Origin of the sequence: Algoriphagus yeomjeoni (genome assembly GCF_003259505.1) — a bacterium.
GTDB classification, from domain to species: Bacteria; Bacteroidota; Bacteroidia; order Cytophagales; family Cyclobacteriaceae; genus Algoriphagus; species Algoriphagus yeomjeoni.
The window spans coordinates 592,551-607,793 of the sequence record NZ_QLLK01000001.1 but is presented as its reverse complement, the minus strand read 5'-3'; the positions used below and the strand labels follow the sequence as shown (position 1 = coordinate 607,793).

Genomic DNA, 15,243 nt, shown 5'->3' with positions numbered 1-15,243 from the left:
ACCAATCTCTATTCAAATGGAAAAATCAATAAAAACCTTCTCTGGCAGTTTGTTACTTGCCATTTTTATGATGGTTGCCTCAGCAGCCACAGCGCAAACGACAATGGACGAGTTTATGAGCAAATGGCAAAATAGTAAGCAATTCACGATTGATGTGCTGAACAAAATGCCTGACTCTGGCATGGATTACAAAACTGATCCTGCAGCTATGTCTTTCAAAGAGCAAATCCATCACATTGGAAATGCTATCGTAGGTATCTCGCAGGGATTCTTGAAAGGCGGTGATCCAGGGTTCACTATCGATCTTGCTACGGCATCGAAGGCAGATTTAGCTGCTTACGTAGCAAAATGCTATGACTACGGAACTGCTACAATGAAGGCATTATCTGACGCAGACGCTGCCGAATCAATGGATGTTTTTGGTAATACTGTGACAAGACGGCAAGTAATGGCTTTACTCATGGATCATTCCACACACCACAGAGGATCTGCTATCGCTTATTTGAGAGTACAAGGAGCAGAACCACCAGCATTTGTTGGTTTCTAATTAACACCATAAAGCATAAAAAACGGCGATGAATAATTTCATCGCCGTTTTTTATTGCTGGATTCACTATTCTCTGATCCAAGCCACTTTTTCATCCATACTCTCTCTTTTGCCTTCTGGCCAAGTATCAGATGCTGGCTTTGCCACATAGAAAAATCCCATCAAAGCATCTTCTCCTTCTAGGCCAAAGTCTTCTCTGGCTTCTTGCCAGAAAGTAGGCCCACCAGTTCCCCAATAAGCTGCCAATCCATGCGCTGACGCTGTCAGGTACATATTCTGAACAGCCATAGAGACTGCAGCTATCTCTTCCATCAAAGGAATGCCTTCTGATCTCTTCAAAAGAATCGCGATAACGTGGGACGCTTTTAACGGCTGCTGCTTAAACTTCTGAAAAGTGGCCTCCAAAAACGGAGTACCATTCTTCTCAGCACGCATCTTATACATATCGGCCTGGTAATCAGCAAATTTCTTCAATCCATCCCCAGTGTAAACGATAAATCTCCAAGGCTGAGTCAATTTATGAGTTGGTGCCCAACGTGCATTTTCTAGCATTTCTTCAATGACCGCATCATCCACGGGATCATTTTCTTTGAACTGTGCGACAAACATGGATCTACGTCCACGGATAATTTTATTTACTTCTTCGATGTTGAAATCGGGCTTTTGCATGTAATATTTACTTATAAATGAGGATTCGTATTTCTAAGTGCAAAGAAAGGAAATTGGTTCTGGCTGGAATAGATTTGTTTTACAAAAGTGACCTAATCGAGCGCTCCACTCAAAATTTGCTTTCTCAATTCGGGGTCAAATTTTTCAATTGCATATCGCAAAGCTGTTCTGGGCATTTTTTGGTAATGTGTCCTTAAAAACTCCATTTCAACATCAAAATCCATGTTTCCGATTTCTCTCAGCATCCAACCCACAGCTTTATGAATCAAATCATGCTCGTGAAAAAGCAGTTTTTCGGCTAATGCTAACGCATCTTCAAAAAAACCTCTTTTGATCCAGTGATAAGTAGAAATCATAGCAACCCGTTGACTCCAGAGATGGTCTTTCTCCGCCAATTCATAAAAAAGTGACCTATCCTTATCTATAAAATAATGACCCAATATATGATGACATGAACTATCTACAAGATCCCAATTATTGATAAAATTGAGATGGGACAAATAAAAATCGACTAGCTGCTTTTGCTCTGATGCGGTTTTTAACTTTTGATACCAATAGACCAAAATATATACAGCAGTCAACCTTACCTCATGATATTCGTCATGAAGTAGGACAGAAATTTCAGACAAACTGATTTCTTTGAAAACCGACTTTGCAATCTTGCGTTGTTCGGGAACCTTCACTCCAAGGAATTTATCCCCTTCTCCATATTCTCCCGGCCCTGCCTTGAAAAACCGTGGGAAAAACGCTGCTTTTTCGGGAATAGACTTGTCGGCAAGTGATGCTTTGATCTGCTCAGTCAATAGGCTCATGGATAAAAGTAACTATCCTAACCAATTTCTAAAAATCATCTCCTCCGAAATCCCCGCCCTCTCTTCGGCTTTCATTTTCTCCAGCCTTCTCCTTAAATCCTCCGAATCTATAAGTGAATGCAAGAGTTCCTACCCGCGTTTCTCTTTGGAAAACACGCTTCTCATCAAACCGAGGATTATTTGTCGTAATTCTGAAATTCCGAGTGTTGAAAATATCACTCACGTTTGCAGAAATTGTCGCTTTCCCATCAAAGATGTCTTTTCTCAAACCAACATTCAGACTGTATTGAGGTTCGATTTGACCTTGAGGTAGCACAATCGGGCCTCGGTAATTCCCTTGAAACTGAACGTTAAACCAATTTGGAATCAACCAGTTAGCAAGCAGGTTCAAAGTCCAGCTGAAATTCTCATTGCTGAAACTTTCCTCGATATTCTCCGCATTGATTCGAGAATAAAACAAATTACCTGTCAAGGTGGCGTCTAGATTATTGGATACTTGGATTTGATTGATCAATTCGAAACCTGTACTAGACCTTGTATCTGCATTTTCACGGCTTTGTATCGCCACATTATCATCGGTCAGTGTCGTAATTCTAGTTTCCACGTCTGTACTAAATCGATGATATACTGTCGCGTTAAGCAAATATCTTTCCCAACCTTTCATATAACCTACTTCATAGCTATCGGTGAATTCTGGCTGCAAATAAGGATTGCCAATACTAAAATTATACTGATCTCGTACTCTATAAATAGGCGCCAAATCCCAAATACTCGGTCTGGAAATTCTGCGCGTGTAATTTAGGGTCAGTTCATTTTCAGGAGCTATTGTGTAGCTTAAAAATGCACTCGGAAACACATTGAAATAGTTGTTTGGTATACTTTCATTATTTCTGACCGTTTCGCCTTGAGTCTCGGTGTATTCTCCTCTCAGACCTAGCTGATACCCAAATTTGCCCTTGGTATTTCTGTAGGTGAAATACCCGGCATAAACATGTTCGTCAAAATCAAAGGTATCAGACAAGGTATCCACCACAACGGGTTCAAAATCTGTAAACTGATCGCCTTGGGCAAATTCCTGGCTCCATTGCCAATTACCCAGTGTCGCTTTTAGACCGGTTTCTATGGAAGCTCCATTTTGAAAAGGCTTTTCGTAATCCAACTGCGCTACATAGAGATTACTTGTTCTAGGCCTATCGTTGGTCTGAATAAGTCTTTTGACTGGGTCAGAATTGCCGTCAGCATCGAAATACTCTTGATTAGAATAATCAGTCTGTGAGCGGTTGTCATAAGAGTAAGAAAACGAGGTAAAGAGCTTTTGGCCCAGGCTATCAAAATTTAAAGTATAATTGATCCCACCTTCATAATTTCCACTAGAACTCCACTCGTTATTTTCCCGAACAAAACTCGAATCTATTGAGCCAGTCTGACTAATATTGAGTTGGGTTACATTTGAAAACTCGACTTCATCATCGAAATTCCCTTGGAAATAAACGCCTAGCAGGCCTCTATCAGAAATATTGTAATCCACTCCAGCACGGATTAAATGTGTCTTTTCTAGCTCATACCCATCTTGATCTTGCTCTAGACTTGGAGAGAAGCCTTCTAGGTAATTTGTTCGGGAGCCTTCGCCTGTTTCTATCTGACGTCGATCTTGCCAGTTGTAGGAAGCATAGAAATTCGCTTTTTCTGTACCATAATTCAGGTTGACACCGGCTTGATATTTTTCCCGGGTTCCAATAGAGGCATTTACTTGACCATTAAATCCTGTCTTTTCATTCTTTTTCAAAACGATATTAATAATTCCGCCGACTCCAGTAGCATCATATCGAGAAGAAGGATTTGTGATCAATTCTACCGATTTTATACTATTTGCTGGAAATTGAGACAAAATACTCTCAGCATCGTCTCCAGAAAGATTAGACGGACGACCATTAATGTAAATCAGAATATTCCCACTTCCCCTCATCGTTATACCGCCTTCGTCATCTACTTGGATCGAGGGAAGTGTACTCAGCAATTGAGAGGCAGTCTGTCCTTCGGCTACAATACTGTTTTCCACATTATAGGTTCGCTTATCTATATCAGATTCAAACATAGAAGTCACGCCTTCTACCACTACTTCATCGAGATTTTGGGCATCCTCCTCAAGTGTAATCGTCCCTAAGTTGACCGAATTCTTATTTTCGCCTAAGTTGATTTTTTCATAGAACTCTAAGTAGCCAATGAATCCTACTCTCAGGATGTAATCACCCGCGGAGGCAGAAAACTCAAAACTACCGTCCAAATCACTCATCCCACCCGTGACAAGAGCAGAGTCTGTGGGAGATAGCAAAGCAATATTTGCAAACTCAAGGCCGGCTTCCCGTTTTCCATCCATTACTTTTCCTTTGATACGGATTTCTTGAGAAATCGCATCTAGAGAAAAAATCGTGAACAATAAAAGAAATGATAATGAGGAATATTTATTCATAAGAATAGATCGAAAAGAGATTAAGAAACCTTGGGAAAACTGTCTTGGATTTTTAAAACTTACTACACTATCATTAACCCTAGCGTAGGAGTAAGGTTTTACTTTTAAGTCAAAACATGTTCTATGGAAAAATGTCAGTATAGCATGAAAATTTTTAGTTCAAACGGTTGTTAATGTTTGCTCATTTTGGAAAAATCTGATTCTATCCTATTATAAATATGCTGCTAGTAATTCCTTTTCCTATCTTTAAAAATGATTAGATTGATTTTCTTAATGGGCTGTATGCTAGTAGGTACACTTGGTAGCATTCGCTCCATCGCCCAAGCTACTCAAGACACAATCCAGAGAAATAATCTCCAACAATTAGCCACTCTTTTTGAAGATTCAGAACCTAGTGACTCTATTGCGGGAGTCTATCTAAAGGAGCTAATCATTCAAAGTGAAAAACAAGGTGAGTATGATCTGATGGCAGATTATGTGCTGAAGATGGTGCATCATCCCTCACCCTCCATTCAAAACCCCGAGCTAAGAAGGCAACTTCTTAAAAATGCAATCTCTCATGAAGAGGAGCTGAGCAAATCCAGTGACAAAGGCAACCTTCACCTAAAATTAGCGGGTGAATATTTTGGGTACGAGCAATTCGATTCTGCGATTATGGAATATGGACATGCCATAGATAGATTTACTGATGAAGACTCCATTTTTATAGCAGATTCATATTTTTTCAGAGGACAAGCGAGGGATTACAAGGGGGAGCTACTCGGTAGTATGCAAGATTATCAACAGGCGAGAGACATCTATTCCAAGCTTGGAGATAAGGAATATGTAAACTACGTAAATGGTGGAATGGCTATTCTGTTTAGCAAATTTTCGATTTATAATGAGGCTGAAAAAATCAGAACTGCTTTGATCTCAACGTACGAAGAAGAAGAAAGTATTTTTAATGTTGCGATCCAGTTATACAATCAAGCCGAAGACTATGGAAAACAAGGGAAATTAAAAGATCAAGAAACCTATCTCCTCAAGGCAGATTCTTTGACCCCTTTTGATCCCCAGGATTTCTACACTGAAAGTATGATCAAACTTTCGCTCAGCAATTTCTATGGAGAACAGGGAAATTTGGAAAAGCAAAAGGAATATTTTTCCCAAGCGCAAGAGATGGTTCCTCAAGTGCCTGAAATAGTCACTACCAACCCCGTTTACCTCAACGCAAAAGCTCTGCTAGAATATTCTCAAGGCAATTATCTAACCGCAAATCAGCTAGCCAATGTCTCTTTAGATGCAGCCAGACAATCAAAAAATATGGATCATCTGATCAAAGCTTACAAGCTTTTGGGTGATACTTACAATGAATTGGGACAGTCAGAAAAAGCCTTTGAAATCAGGCAAAAATTAACGCACTACACCGACTCAATTTTCGCTTCCAATCAAGCCACTACTTTTTCCTATTTTCAAACGCTTTATGAGACGGAGAGAAAGGAAAAAGAAATTCTAACGAAAACGCAAGAAATAGAATCTATCAGTCGGCAAAACCAAGCAAGACTACGGCTGATTAGTATCATTATCATTTTTCTGATTATAGCAGGAGTAGTCATTTTTCTTTGGAAGAATTTGCAGCACGAGAAGAAAAAGAAAGAAATGCAGTCGAGATTTTCTCAGGAGCTACTAAAGAATCAAGAAGCCGAACGGGTTCGTATATCAAAGGATCTGCACGATGGCTTAGGTCAAAGCCTACTTTTGATAAAAAACAAAGTTGCCCTATCCAAAGACAATACAACAGGTGAGTTGCTTGATACGGCGATCAGCGAGTTAAGATCAATAGCAAGGTCGCTGCACCCTATGCAATTGGAAAAACTTGGATTGAGTAAAGCAGCTGAACATTTACTTGATCAGATCGATAATGAAACCGATATTTTCGTTTCTTCTGAGATAGAGGAACTAAAGGGTGTTCTGAAAAAAGAGGAGGAACTTCAACTCTATCGGATCTTGCAGGAATCGATCAATAATGTTCTGAAGCACTCTCAAGCCAGTGCATTGCGCGTTTTATTTAATAAAGTTGAAAATAGAGTAGAGTTGAAAATAGAAGACAACGGAAAAGGGTTTGATTTTTCTGAGAAACTAAATGACTTTCAAAGCCTTGGTCTAAAAACCCTTAAAGAACGCATTGCCTCTCTAAATGGAAGTATGAAAATCAACAGTGAAAAGGGAGTCGGAACAAGTTTAAGTTTTATAGTTTATGTCTGATCAAAAACCTACCGTAGTCATAGCAGATGATCACCCAATCTTATTGAAAGGATTGCAAGAATTTCTAAACGAGCTTGGATTGGATGTTGTTGGAATAGCAAAAGATGGACAAGCAGCCTTTGACCTAATTATCAAAATGAAGCCTCAGCTGGCCATTATAGATATGGAAATGCCCTATAAAACGGGGCTTGAAATTGCGTCAGATTGCAAATCGTTGGGAATTAATACGAAAGTCATCTTACTCACCCTTCATAAGGAATTATACCTTTATCATCAAGCGAAGGAGTTAAACCTTTCCGCGTATATTTTGAAAGAATTTGCCTTGGAAGATCTTTCCAAGGCTGTTTCTATAGTTTTGGAAGGAGGGCATTTTTTTAGCGAGAAAATTTTCGAAGGGATAAAAGAAAACAAATTCGCCTCCGGTGAAAATCCGCTTACGCCATCTGAAGTGAAAATTCTAAGATTGATTGCCGAGGGGATTTCTACCAAGGATATTGCAGACAAACTTTTTATATCTGAACGTACAGTTGAAAAGCACAGGAGCAATATGATAGCTAAGTTACAGCTAGAAAAAAAACACAATTCTTTGCTGATATGGGCACAAAAGAATCGTGAAATTATTGATTAACAGCACTTTTCGGTAAATCAAATTTGAAAATACGTATTACCACGTATTGAGCTGCGCCGTTTTTTTGGTTAAGTTTGATTAAATAATTATCCACAAAGAATTTTTTTTAGAGATGAAAATATCAAGTGTTCTAGGGGATTTTAAGGTAATCCAAACCATAAAAAATCGAGATGAGTTACTTGTCTTAGGATCTTGGAAAAACTTGGTGCGAATTTTTGATAGCAGCAGAACTTTTCTTGTGAATAAAAATGAGTCGCTTTTTGGCATCTATTTGTGCAAGCAGGAATGTGCCGAGTTTATGAACAAAATAATTCAGGATATTGATTACCATGAATGGGAGGACTTTAAAATAGACAAGCCCATTTTCAACAATCAAATCCAAGCGTAAAGGGTGATTTTTTCAACAATAAACTTTTAGAGCTGCGCGGATCATACGATCTACGGTTTTTTCAGCTTCTTTATCAAACTCCCCAGTGGGCCGATTCGCGACAATAGCGTTTAAGCTTAGCATTCGGTGATTGAGCAGCTGACCCATCGCATAATAGCCAGCAGTCTCCATTTCGAAATTTGTCATCTTAAGACCATCCACTTTCAGATCTCCCAGTCGCTCAATCATATTTTCCATCTTTGGTTTAATCCTAATTTCTCTGCCCTGAGGAGCATAAAAACCAGGAGCAGTAAGCGTGACACCACGGTGAAAGTCAGATGGTAATTTTTGCAAAAGCTCAGTCGAAGCTCCTGTTTGATAAGGTAAAAAAGTAAGATCCAGCGTGTCTTTTACCAATAATGCCCAATCCTGATTTCCTCCAAGTTTTGGATAGAACTGCATCAACGTATCTACTCCTATAGCAATCTCAGATGCCAGCAGACTTCCAACTTGCAAATCTGCCTGCATACTTCCAGATGTACCTAAGCGAATAATTTCAAGACTCGTCTCAGTAGGTTTTACAGTATGTGTTTTGAGATCCACGTTAACCAGAGAGTCCAACTCAGTCATCAGGATCTCAACATTATCAGTGCCCATACCAGTACTCATCACGGTGACTCTTTTGCCATTCAGTCTACCGGTATGTGTCACAAATTCACGCTTGCTGCCTTTGAAATCGATTTGATCAAAATATTTGGAAACCAAGCCAACACGGTCAGGATCACCAACAGTGAAAACAAGAGAAGCCAGATTCTCTGGCTTCAAATGGAGATGATAAATGCTTCCATCAGCATTTAATATCAATTCTGATTCTGGAATTTGTCTGCTCACGGTACAAGTTAATCATTTGATTTTTCTTTGCCTTTACGGACAAGTCCTTTGTAAGGATTATAACCATTTGTGTTTTTCTGGTAATATCCTGTACCATCATAAGGTCGCTTTTCAGGGTTTTCTTTGCAATCTGAAGAACAGGCACCCTCCATTTCCCAACCGCAGTTTTCACACATCGGGACATGAGCATTACAAGTCTGATTTGCACAGTTGACCATACGATCTGAAGCAGTACCACACACATGGCAGGTAGAAACAATCTTTGGATTCACGGTATTCACATCAACCGCGATTCGATTGTCAAACACGTAACATTTCCCTTCAAAGTCTTCTCCTCCAGCTTCCATTCCGTATTTGATGATACCACCGTGAAGCTGGTACACGTCTTCAAAACCTTGCTCCAAAAGGAAAGCAGAAGCTTTTTCACACTTGATACCGCCGGTGCAATAGGTCAATACTTTCTTGTTTTTCAGATGCTCCAACTCTTTTACCTTCTCAGGAAAATCTCGGAAATTATCAATATCGAGTGTTAAAGCATTTTTAAAACGTCCAAGTTCATGCTCGTAATTCGAACGCACATCCAAAATCACCACATCTTCCTGATCCTTCAATTTCTTGAATTGCTCCGGGTCTAGATGCTTGCCCGTTCGCACATTCGGATCGAGATGTCTCAATGCACTGTGGACAATCTCCGGCTTGTAACGCACATGAATTTTAGTAAATGCATGTTTATCGTGAGAGTCAATTTTGAACTCCGTCTTAGCGAAACGTGAATCTGCATGGATATAAGCCATGTATTTCTCGCAGTCTTCTACCAAGCCAGAAACCGTACCATTCAGCCCTTCGTCAGAAATGATGATCCGTCCACGAATGTTGTTTTCAACACAAAAAAGGTGATGCTGCTCGCGGTATTCTTCAGGATTCTCAATCTTGGCGTAGCAATAATAAAGTAGGATTTGATAATTGGTGTTTTCCATAACTTAAGCCCTGTTGCGGCAGGGTGTTTTTAGGATTTGAGATATTTGATTTTAGATATAAGATTTACTACTTCGAAAGGTTTCAACACTGGGAATCGCCTCGTAATTCGTAAATCAAAAATCGTAATTCTTATTTAACTTTTGCTGCTGGGTTACCGAATACCGTTTCGTTCGCTCCTACAGTAGCGATCACTACTGAACCGGCTCCCACTCGGGCATTCTTGCCAATAGTAACTCCTGAAACGATCGTAGCTCCAGAGCCAATAAAAGCTCCTTCTTCAATGATCACATCTGAGTTGATCACCGAGCCAGCGCCGATTTGAACGAAGTCTCCCAATTTAGCTTTGTGCTCAATCACCGCCGCCGAATTGATAATACAGTGGCTGCCCATTTCAACACCAGCACCGATATTTACATTGGCATTGATAAAATTACCATGACCAATGATAGCGTCAGTGGAAATATAAGAACGTTGATGAATCGCATTCACAGGCTGCACTTTGCGACGATCATTCAATAGTTCCACAAGAAATTTGCGATACTTCGGATTCTCTTCTGCTACAAAAGCTTCTGTCTTTTGTCCGATTAATTTCAAGAAGCCATCATCCTCAGGATTTCCAAGAACTGAAACGGTATTGATTTCTGTCCCGTGGATTTTTTCGTCCTCATCCAAGAATCCAAAAACAACGACATCGTTGCTATTGAAAATCTCTAGTGCGGAATGAGCGATGCCTTTTGCTCCAAAAATTATAACTGGTTTTTCCATAGTTTTTTGCAATTCAGGCTGCAAAAATACAGGAATTCACTGGCTTACCCAAAAATCATTTGGATTCTGATTTGATCAGCACTTGGGCAATTTTGCATTGCAAGCATTTTTTCGGTTGACAATAATTCTTAAAAAGCCCGATCATTCCTTGAGAGTCAAATCCATTTCCAGCGGACCAACCGTGGGTTTGAAAACGACGGATGATGTGATTATTCTCAGCAGAAACCTCCTGAAGCAAATCAAAACAGCGCTCCTGCCAATCCGACTCCTCAAAATATCGTCCATAAGCAAACCAAAGTGGAATCACATAATTGATCACCAAAAGCTCCAAAGCAGTGCTGGAAACACCCAAATTGGTCCTTTTTTCTGAAGGCTTCCCAAAACTATAATGGTATTGCCAATAGTCACTAGGCTTCACTTTCAGTAACTTTTTGAATGAGGCAAAGTCCCGGGAATCCTGCATCACTGATTGAAGTAAATTGGGCGCGTTGGATAGAATAGCCGCAAGCTGGGAAATTCGAACAGTCGGGAAATTACCTGGCCTCACGCCCATAAAAGTCCAGTGTTGACGCTTCATCGGAGAATCCCAGCTATATTTTTTTCTAAAAAAATCATACTCACGGATCAGAAACTGCACATAAGGCTCTTCAGACTCCAAAGGAAGCAATCCCGCTTGGCCAAATAGTATGGCTTCCAAAACGGGCAGTTGAGTTCTATGTTTCTGTAGAATTTTGTAAGGAACTAAAGCCGCCAATTCTCCCATAGCTTGACTGTTTGTCTTGAACCCAAAGCAGGTAAAAAGCCAGCGGTAGGCAGTTTCCTCCCAGTCGTCTGTGGTGGATTTGAGAATATCTAAAATGAGAGAAGACTTCTCCTGAAGCCGCTCTACAAGCGCTTTCTCCAAGGCGGAAAAACGCACAATCTCTGGAACTTCCTTCAATCCATGCGCACAAGGCAAGTCAGCCTTATAATCAAGCATTTGCTCGTAATTCCTCCAGACATCCAAAAAAATCAATCCTTTCAATTCCAGCGTGGGCATGGGCGTTCCATCATTTCGCAGTACTTCGAGATCATTTTCCCATACCACATGAAGCACTACAGAATTATAGGCTGGATTTCCGCCATGGGCGTGCTGCTTCCACTCACTCGCAAGCCTATGAACCTCCACGTGCCCATGAAGTACCACGTTTTCAATAACTATAACAGAGTCCCTGAAGTCTGGGCCTTCGCTTTGATTGTGGAATCCAACTTGGATTATTTTCAACTCATCGCCTGATGTGGTGCGAAGCTTTGCCTTATCGAAATACTGGTATTTCCAGACGAGTTGTAAAAAGTCTTCCTTGAATGTCATAAAAGTATAGGTTAAAAGTAAAGGGAATTTAACCAAAAACTAAAAAACAAAAAAGTCAGGAAATCCTGACTTTCAAAATATTAACGACTTAATTCAGATTCAAAGATATTTCTCCAGCAAACCAGCCATTTCCTCCTGTAACTTCTTCGCTTCCTGCCTCGCTGCTTTCGCAAAATCCTTTTCTCCAGAAGCATAAATGATCCCACGGCTGGAATTCACCAAAAGTCCGCAAGTGGAATTCATCCCATACTTCGCCACTTCTGACAAGCTCCCGCCTTGCGCACCAACTCCTGGTACCAAGAAAAAATGATCAGGCACTACTTTTCTCACTTCGCCAATCAATTCTCCACGTGTGGCTCCAACCACGTACATGAGGTTTTCCGCTGAGCCCCATTCTTGGCTCTTCTCCAGCACAGACTGATACAGTGGTTTGCCATTTTCGCCTTTGATCAACTGAAAATCCATGGAACCGGCATTCGATGTCAAGGCTAAAAGGATCACCCATTTATCTTCAAACTCCAAAAAAGGCGTCACGCTATCCGCTCCCATATAAGGCGCAACCGTCACTGAATCAAAATCCATTTTCTCGAAAAAAGCTTTCGCATAAAGCTTCGAGGTATTTCCGATATCTCCACGCTTGGCGTCGGCAATCGTAAAAATCTCCTTCGGGATAAGTTCAGTAACCTTCTGCAGCGTCTCCCAACCTTGAGGACCCAGCGCTTCGAAGAAAGCAATGTTCGGCTTATAAGCCACTGCATAGTCTGCCGTTTCCTCTATGATTGCTTTGCAAAAGCTGAAAATCGGATCCGGCTCAGATTTCAGATGAGAAGGGATTTTCTCAAGATCTGCATCAAGGCCAACACATAAAAAGGATGATTTTTTCTGGATTTGGGAGAAAAGCTCGGCTCGGGTCATGGAGTTTGGGATTTTGGCAAAGGTAGGGAACCAGAGTGGCTTAGAAAAGCCACAAATTCCTTTGAATTTCAATTGGGGTGTCAAAACATAATTCACCCATAAAAATAGTTTGTTTTGAGATGAGAATAAACTACTTTAGAAACCTCACAAGTATTCATGAAATGTTTAAACAGCTTGATAAAAAATTTAAAGTACGGCTAATTGTAACCTTTATTTTCCTCTTGATCTTAGACTTCATTTTTGCTTTGGTATTTCCTAGTTCGGTACCCATTTGGTTTCAGCTGATCGGGTCGATCTTCTCATCAGGGGTTATAGTTTTTGGGTTAGCTCTTTTTTTCAATAAATACGCTCAAAAATCAAACGGTTAGCAAATGAGAATCAAATGAGTGAGCTATTGACAAAACTATACTTAGATTCAGCAATGAAGAATTTTTCGATTTTTCTAGTTCTGGTTTTCTCCTTCCACTCAACTTCATATGGTCAGATCCAAGGGTATAATCCTAACACATTTATTCCAACCTTTGACACTAACTACATCATTATCAAATCATCTGAATCAATTGACAAAGAGTTCAGTTTTCTTAAAAACACCTTACCGTCATTTTTAGAAGAATTCCCAAATCCCGACAAGAATGAAGACTTCTATTATGAGATGGATGAAAAGATGGCGCGACCCATCACCTATGGGCAAAATGAATTCTATTTCCTAGGTGAAAAAATGGATGCATTCCATCTGAAAGATTCCAAATTCTCAATAGGAAATGGTAAAGATTTTATAAAAATAGGAGACCATCATTCATCGGTATCAAAGCTATTTCCACCCTATGAACTGGAGATTAGAACAGATTATGGAATAATAATAATACCCTTATCCTATCATGGCATTGTGGTTGACGAACCGATAAGTCTAATTGTTGACCTGAAAACTGGAAATATTACAAAAATAAATATATGATTTCATGCTTGAATAGGTATAAAAGAGGGCTTCCTATTGTGTTTGCACTGGTTCTTCTCTTTTCCTATTATTCTAATGCGCAAGACATTTCTGGTACTTATCGTTGGGATTTGGATAGTGGACGAAGAAATTTTGTAATCTCATTGAGTCCGAAAAATGCCATCCTTGGGACTATACCCACCAGCTTCCAAGGTGAGCATTGCGGTATTTTCAACTATGGAAGTAGAATGGACTGTAGCTACGAAGAATATTCTATTTCTGTGAATAGAATCTCTGAAAATCTATTCACCGGAACGATTCTGAGTGCATATTCTCTCGCTGTTAGTGAAATCAGGATTACCTACTTTCCCGAAAGTGAGAAAATAAGATGGGAAGTAACAAAAGAGGGGGGTGGGAAAAAACCATCTTCTACCAAATTACTTTCCTCTCGATGTGATGATGCAGTAATAGCAAAACTAAAGGAAGACCTCAAAAGCCTTCCTTTATCTTTTTCATAAATCTTGCTAAACCTATAGCACTGGTATTTTCTCCTAAAGGAAATTCATCCTTACCTGCATAGATGAAATAGCGATGGTCTGCTGATATATCCTCCACAGCATTCAGGAAGCCTTTTGAAAGCTTCGGGCTTAAGGTCCGCTTGATTTCTATCGCCCAGACTTCTCCGTTCAGACTCAATACCAAATCAAGCTCTGCTCCACCCGTCGTTCTATAAAAGCCATAATCAGCACCTTTTGGCAAAACTGAAATAATATTCTCGATAATAAATCCTTCCCAACTTCCTCCGACAACAGGATGCCCTAGCAAATCATCCAGCTTGATCAAGTTCAATAAAGCATGTGTAATTCCAGAGTCACGGATGTAGATTTTAGGGGATTTCACCAAGCGCTTGCCAACATTTACCAGCCAAGGTCTGACAGAACGAATCAGCAAAAGATCTTCGAGCATTTCCACATAACTTTTCACGGTGGGAGAAGTCAAATCCAGACCTCCCCCAAGTTTGGAGAGATTGATCAGCTGACCTTGCTGATGAGCGAGCATAGTCCAAAGTCGGCGAAGCCTATTGGCTGGGACAAACTGCGCAATCTGCGGGATATCTCTTTCCAGATAGGTAGTGATGAAATTCCCACGCCAAGTCATGCTTGATCTATCGGAACTCGCAAGAAAACTGTCGGGAAAACCTCCACGCAGCCATAGTTTTTCTACATGTCCTTCTATCGAATCCACTTCCATCACATTGAATCCGGGGAGTTCTTCATAGGCAATTCTTCCTGCCAGTGATTCGGAGGATTGCCGGATCAGGTCCAAAGAAGCGGAACCTAAAATCAGAAATTGGCAAGATCTAAAGCCTTTCTTTCTCCTTCGATCTATCACGCCTCGCAAAAGCGGAAAGAGGTCAGGCATGCGCTGGATCTCATCCAAAATAATCAAACGACCTTCATGCAGTTCAAAATATTGCTCTGGCTCAGCAAGCTTACTACGGTCTGAGGGACTTTCAAGATCAAGGTAAATAGACTGAGAATCGATGGTTCCCACGAGCTCTTGCGCCAAGGTAGTTTTACCTACTTGCCGTGGACCCAGAATCGCTATAGCCGGAAAATCAGGCATCAATTCTTGCAGTTTCAAAGTCAAATCTCGTACAATCATCCTTGCA

General features: G+C 40.4%; 15 protein-coding genes. 6 read left to right on the top strand and 9 right to left on the bottom strand.

Annotated elements, in window-relative coordinates; genetic code table 11:
- The first annotated feature begins 16 nt into the window (after positions 1 to 16).
- Positions 17 to 547: a DinB family protein gene (locus tag LV83_RS02640; protein ID WP_111609961.1), complete on the top strand. Its 531-nt coding sequence runs from the start codon at positions 17 to 19 to the stop codon at positions 545 to 547.
- Positions 548 to 613: 66 nt separating this feature from the next.
- Here LV83_RS02640 and LV83_RS02635 read toward each other — a convergent pair whose 3' ends face one another.
- From LV83_RS02635 to LV83_RS02625, 3 genes are all read right to left on the bottom strand, one after another.
- Entirely contained in the window at positions 614 to 1,216 is a 603-nt protein-coding gene (locus LV83_RS02635; protein ID WP_111609960.1) for a nitroreductase family protein, read from the bottom strand.
- Between the two features lie 92 nt (positions 1,217 to 1,308).
- Positions 1,309 to 2,028: a DNA alkylation repair protein gene (locus tag LV83_RS02630; protein WP_111609959.1), complete on the bottom strand. Its 720-nt coding sequence runs from the start codon at positions 2,026 to 2,028 to the stop codon at positions 1,309 to 1,311.
- Between the two features lie 28 nt (positions 2,029 to 2,056).
- Positions 2,057 to 4,498, bottom strand: coding sequence for a TonB-dependent receptor domain-containing protein (locus LV83_RS02625; RefSeq protein WP_111609958.1), 2,442 nt, complete (start codon positions 4,496 to 4,498; stop codon positions 2,057 to 2,059).
- Between the two features lie 252 nt (positions 4,499 to 4,750).
- On the opposite strand from LV83_RS02625, the gene LV83_RS02620 reads away from it, so the two are divergent.
- The 3 genes from LV83_RS02620 (at position 4,751) to LV83_RS02610 (ending at position 7,758) form a co-directional block, all read left to right on the top strand.
- Positions 4,751 to 6,742 (top strand): tetratricopeptide repeat-containing sensor histidine kinase, encoded by a 1,992-nt coding sequence (locus LV83_RS02620; protein ID WP_111609957.1) that lies wholly within the window; start codon positions 4,751 to 4,753, stop codon positions 6,740 to 6,742.
- Complete coding sequence (locus tag LV83_RS02615; protein ID WP_111609956.1) at positions 6,735 to 7,370, top strand: response regulator; 636 nt, start codon at positions 6,735 to 6,737, stop codon at positions 7,368 to 7,370. Before LV83_RS02620 ends, LV83_RS02615 begins: the two co-directional genes overlap by 8 nt.
- A 112-nt stretch (positions 7,371 to 7,482) precedes the next feature.
- A complete protein-coding gene (locus tag LV83_RS02610; RefSeq protein ID WP_111609955.1) occupies positions 7,483 to 7,758 on the top strand; it encodes a hypothetical protein in 276 nt (91 codons plus the stop codon).
- 12 nt (positions 7,759 to 7,770) lie between these two features.
- Here the strand turns inward: LV83_RS02610 and LV83_RS02605 are convergent, their stop codons facing one another.
- From LV83_RS02605 to pyrF, 5 genes are all read right to left on the bottom strand, one after another.
- Positions 7,771 to 8,628, bottom strand: a complete 858-nt coding sequence (locus LV83_RS02605) for a nucleoside phosphorylase (protein WP_111609954.1) — start codon at positions 8,626 to 8,628, stop codon at positions 7,771 to 7,773.
- Between the two features lie 8 nt (positions 8,629 to 8,636).
- Positions 8,637 to 9,605: an oxygen-dependent tRNA uridine(34) hydroxylase TrhO gene (trhO, locus tag LV83_RS02600; protein ID WP_111609953.1), complete on the bottom strand. Its 969-nt coding sequence runs from the start codon at positions 9,603 to 9,605 to the stop codon at positions 8,637 to 8,639.
- A 130-nt stretch (positions 9,606 to 9,735) separates the two neighbouring features.
- Positions 9,736 to 10,371, bottom strand: coding sequence for an acetyltransferase (locus tag LV83_RS02595; protein WP_111609952.1), 636 nt, complete (start codon positions 10,369 to 10,371; stop codon positions 9,736 to 9,738).
- Positions 10,372 to 10,426: 55 nt separating this feature from the next.
- On the bottom strand, positions 10,427 to 11,722 hold the full coding sequence (locus LV83_RS02590) for a DUF2851 family protein (protein ID WP_111609951.1): 1,296 nt from the start codon (positions 11,720 to 11,722) through the stop codon (positions 10,427 to 10,429).
- 99 nt (positions 11,723 to 11,821) lie between these two features.
- Positions 11,822 to 12,637, bottom strand: a complete 816-nt coding sequence (gene pyrF / locus LV83_RS02585; RefSeq protein WP_111609950.1) for an orotidine-5'-phosphate decarboxylase — start codon at positions 12,635 to 12,637, stop codon at positions 11,822 to 11,824.
- A 382-nt stretch (positions 12,638 to 13,019) separates the two neighbouring features.
- Between pyrF and LV83_RS02575 the strand changes: the two genes are divergently transcribed.
- Positions 13,020 to 13,592 (top strand): hypothetical protein, encoded by a 573-nt coding sequence (locus LV83_RS02575; protein WP_146613675.1) that lies wholly within the window; start codon positions 13,020 to 13,022, stop codon positions 13,590 to 13,592.
- An 8-nt stretch (positions 13,593 to 13,600) separates the two neighbouring features.
- The gene (locus tag LV83_RS02570) at positions 13,601 to 14,089 is read left to right on the top strand and encodes a hypothetical protein (protein WP_146613674.1); all 489 of its coding nucleotides are present in this window, start codon (positions 13,601 to 13,603) and stop codon (positions 14,087 to 14,089) included.
- On the opposite strand, the gene LV83_RS02565 is transcribed toward LV83_RS02570, so the two are convergent.
- Positions 14,061 to 15,236 (bottom strand): ATP-binding protein, encoded by a 1,176-nt coding sequence (locus LV83_RS02565; protein WP_111609946.1) that lies wholly within the window; start codon positions 15,234 to 15,236, stop codon positions 14,061 to 14,063. The genes LV83_RS02570 and LV83_RS02565 overlap by 29 nt on opposite strands.
- Positions 15,237 to 15,243 lie beyond the last annotated feature (7 nt).

Excerpts from the sequence above, each read along its gene's own strand:
- trhO (WP_111609953.1), bottom strand. The coding sequence starts at position 9,605 with ATGGAAAACACCAATTATCAAATCCTACTTTATTATTGCTACGCCAAG.
- LV83_RS02635 (WP_111609960.1), bottom strand. The coding sequence starts at position 1,216 with ATGCAAAAGCCCGATTTCAACATCGAAGAAGTAAATAAAATTATCCGT.
- LV83_RS02630 (WP_111609959.1), bottom strand. The coding sequence starts at position 2,028 with ATGAGCCTATTGACTGAGCAGATCAAAGCATCACTTGCCGACAAGTCT.
- LV83_RS02620 (WP_111609957.1), top strand. The coding sequence starts at position 4,751 with ATGATTAGATTGATTTTCTTAATGGGCTGTATGCTAGTAGGTACACTT.
- LV83_RS02640 (WP_111609961.1), top strand. The coding sequence starts at position 17 with ATGGAAAAATCAATAAAAACCTTCTCTGGCAGTTTGTTACTTGCCATT.
- LV83_RS02575 (WP_146613675.1), top strand. The coding sequence starts at position 13,020 with ATGAGTGAGCTATTGACAAAACTATACTTAGATTCAGCAATGAAGAAT.
- LV83_RS02615 (WP_111609956.1), top strand. The coding sequence starts at position 6,735 with ATGTCTGATCAAAAACCTACCGTAGTCATAGCAGATGATCACCCAATC.
- LV83_RS02565 (WP_111609946.1), bottom strand. The coding sequence starts at position 15,236 with ATGATTGTACGAGATTTGACTTTGAAACTGCAAGAATTGATGCCTGAT.
- LV83_RS02590 (WP_111609951.1), bottom strand. The coding sequence starts at position 11,722 with ATGACATTCAAGGAAGACTTTTTACAACTCGTCTGGAAATACCAGTAT.
- pyrF (WP_111609950.1), bottom strand. The coding sequence starts at position 12,637 with ATGACCCGAGCCGAGCTTTTCTCCCAAATCCAGAAAAAATCATCCTTT.
- LV83_RS02595 (WP_111609952.1), bottom strand. The coding sequence starts at position 10,371 with ATGGAAAAACCAGTTATAATTTTTGGAGCAAAAGGCATCGCTCATTCC.
- LV83_RS02610 (WP_111609955.1), top strand. The coding sequence starts at position 7,483 with ATGAAAATATCAAGTGTTCTAGGGGATTTTAAGGTAATCCAAACCATA.
- LV83_RS02625 (WP_111609958.1), bottom strand. The coding sequence starts at position 4,498 with ATGAATAAATATTCCTCATTATCATTTCTTTTATTGTTCACGATTTTT.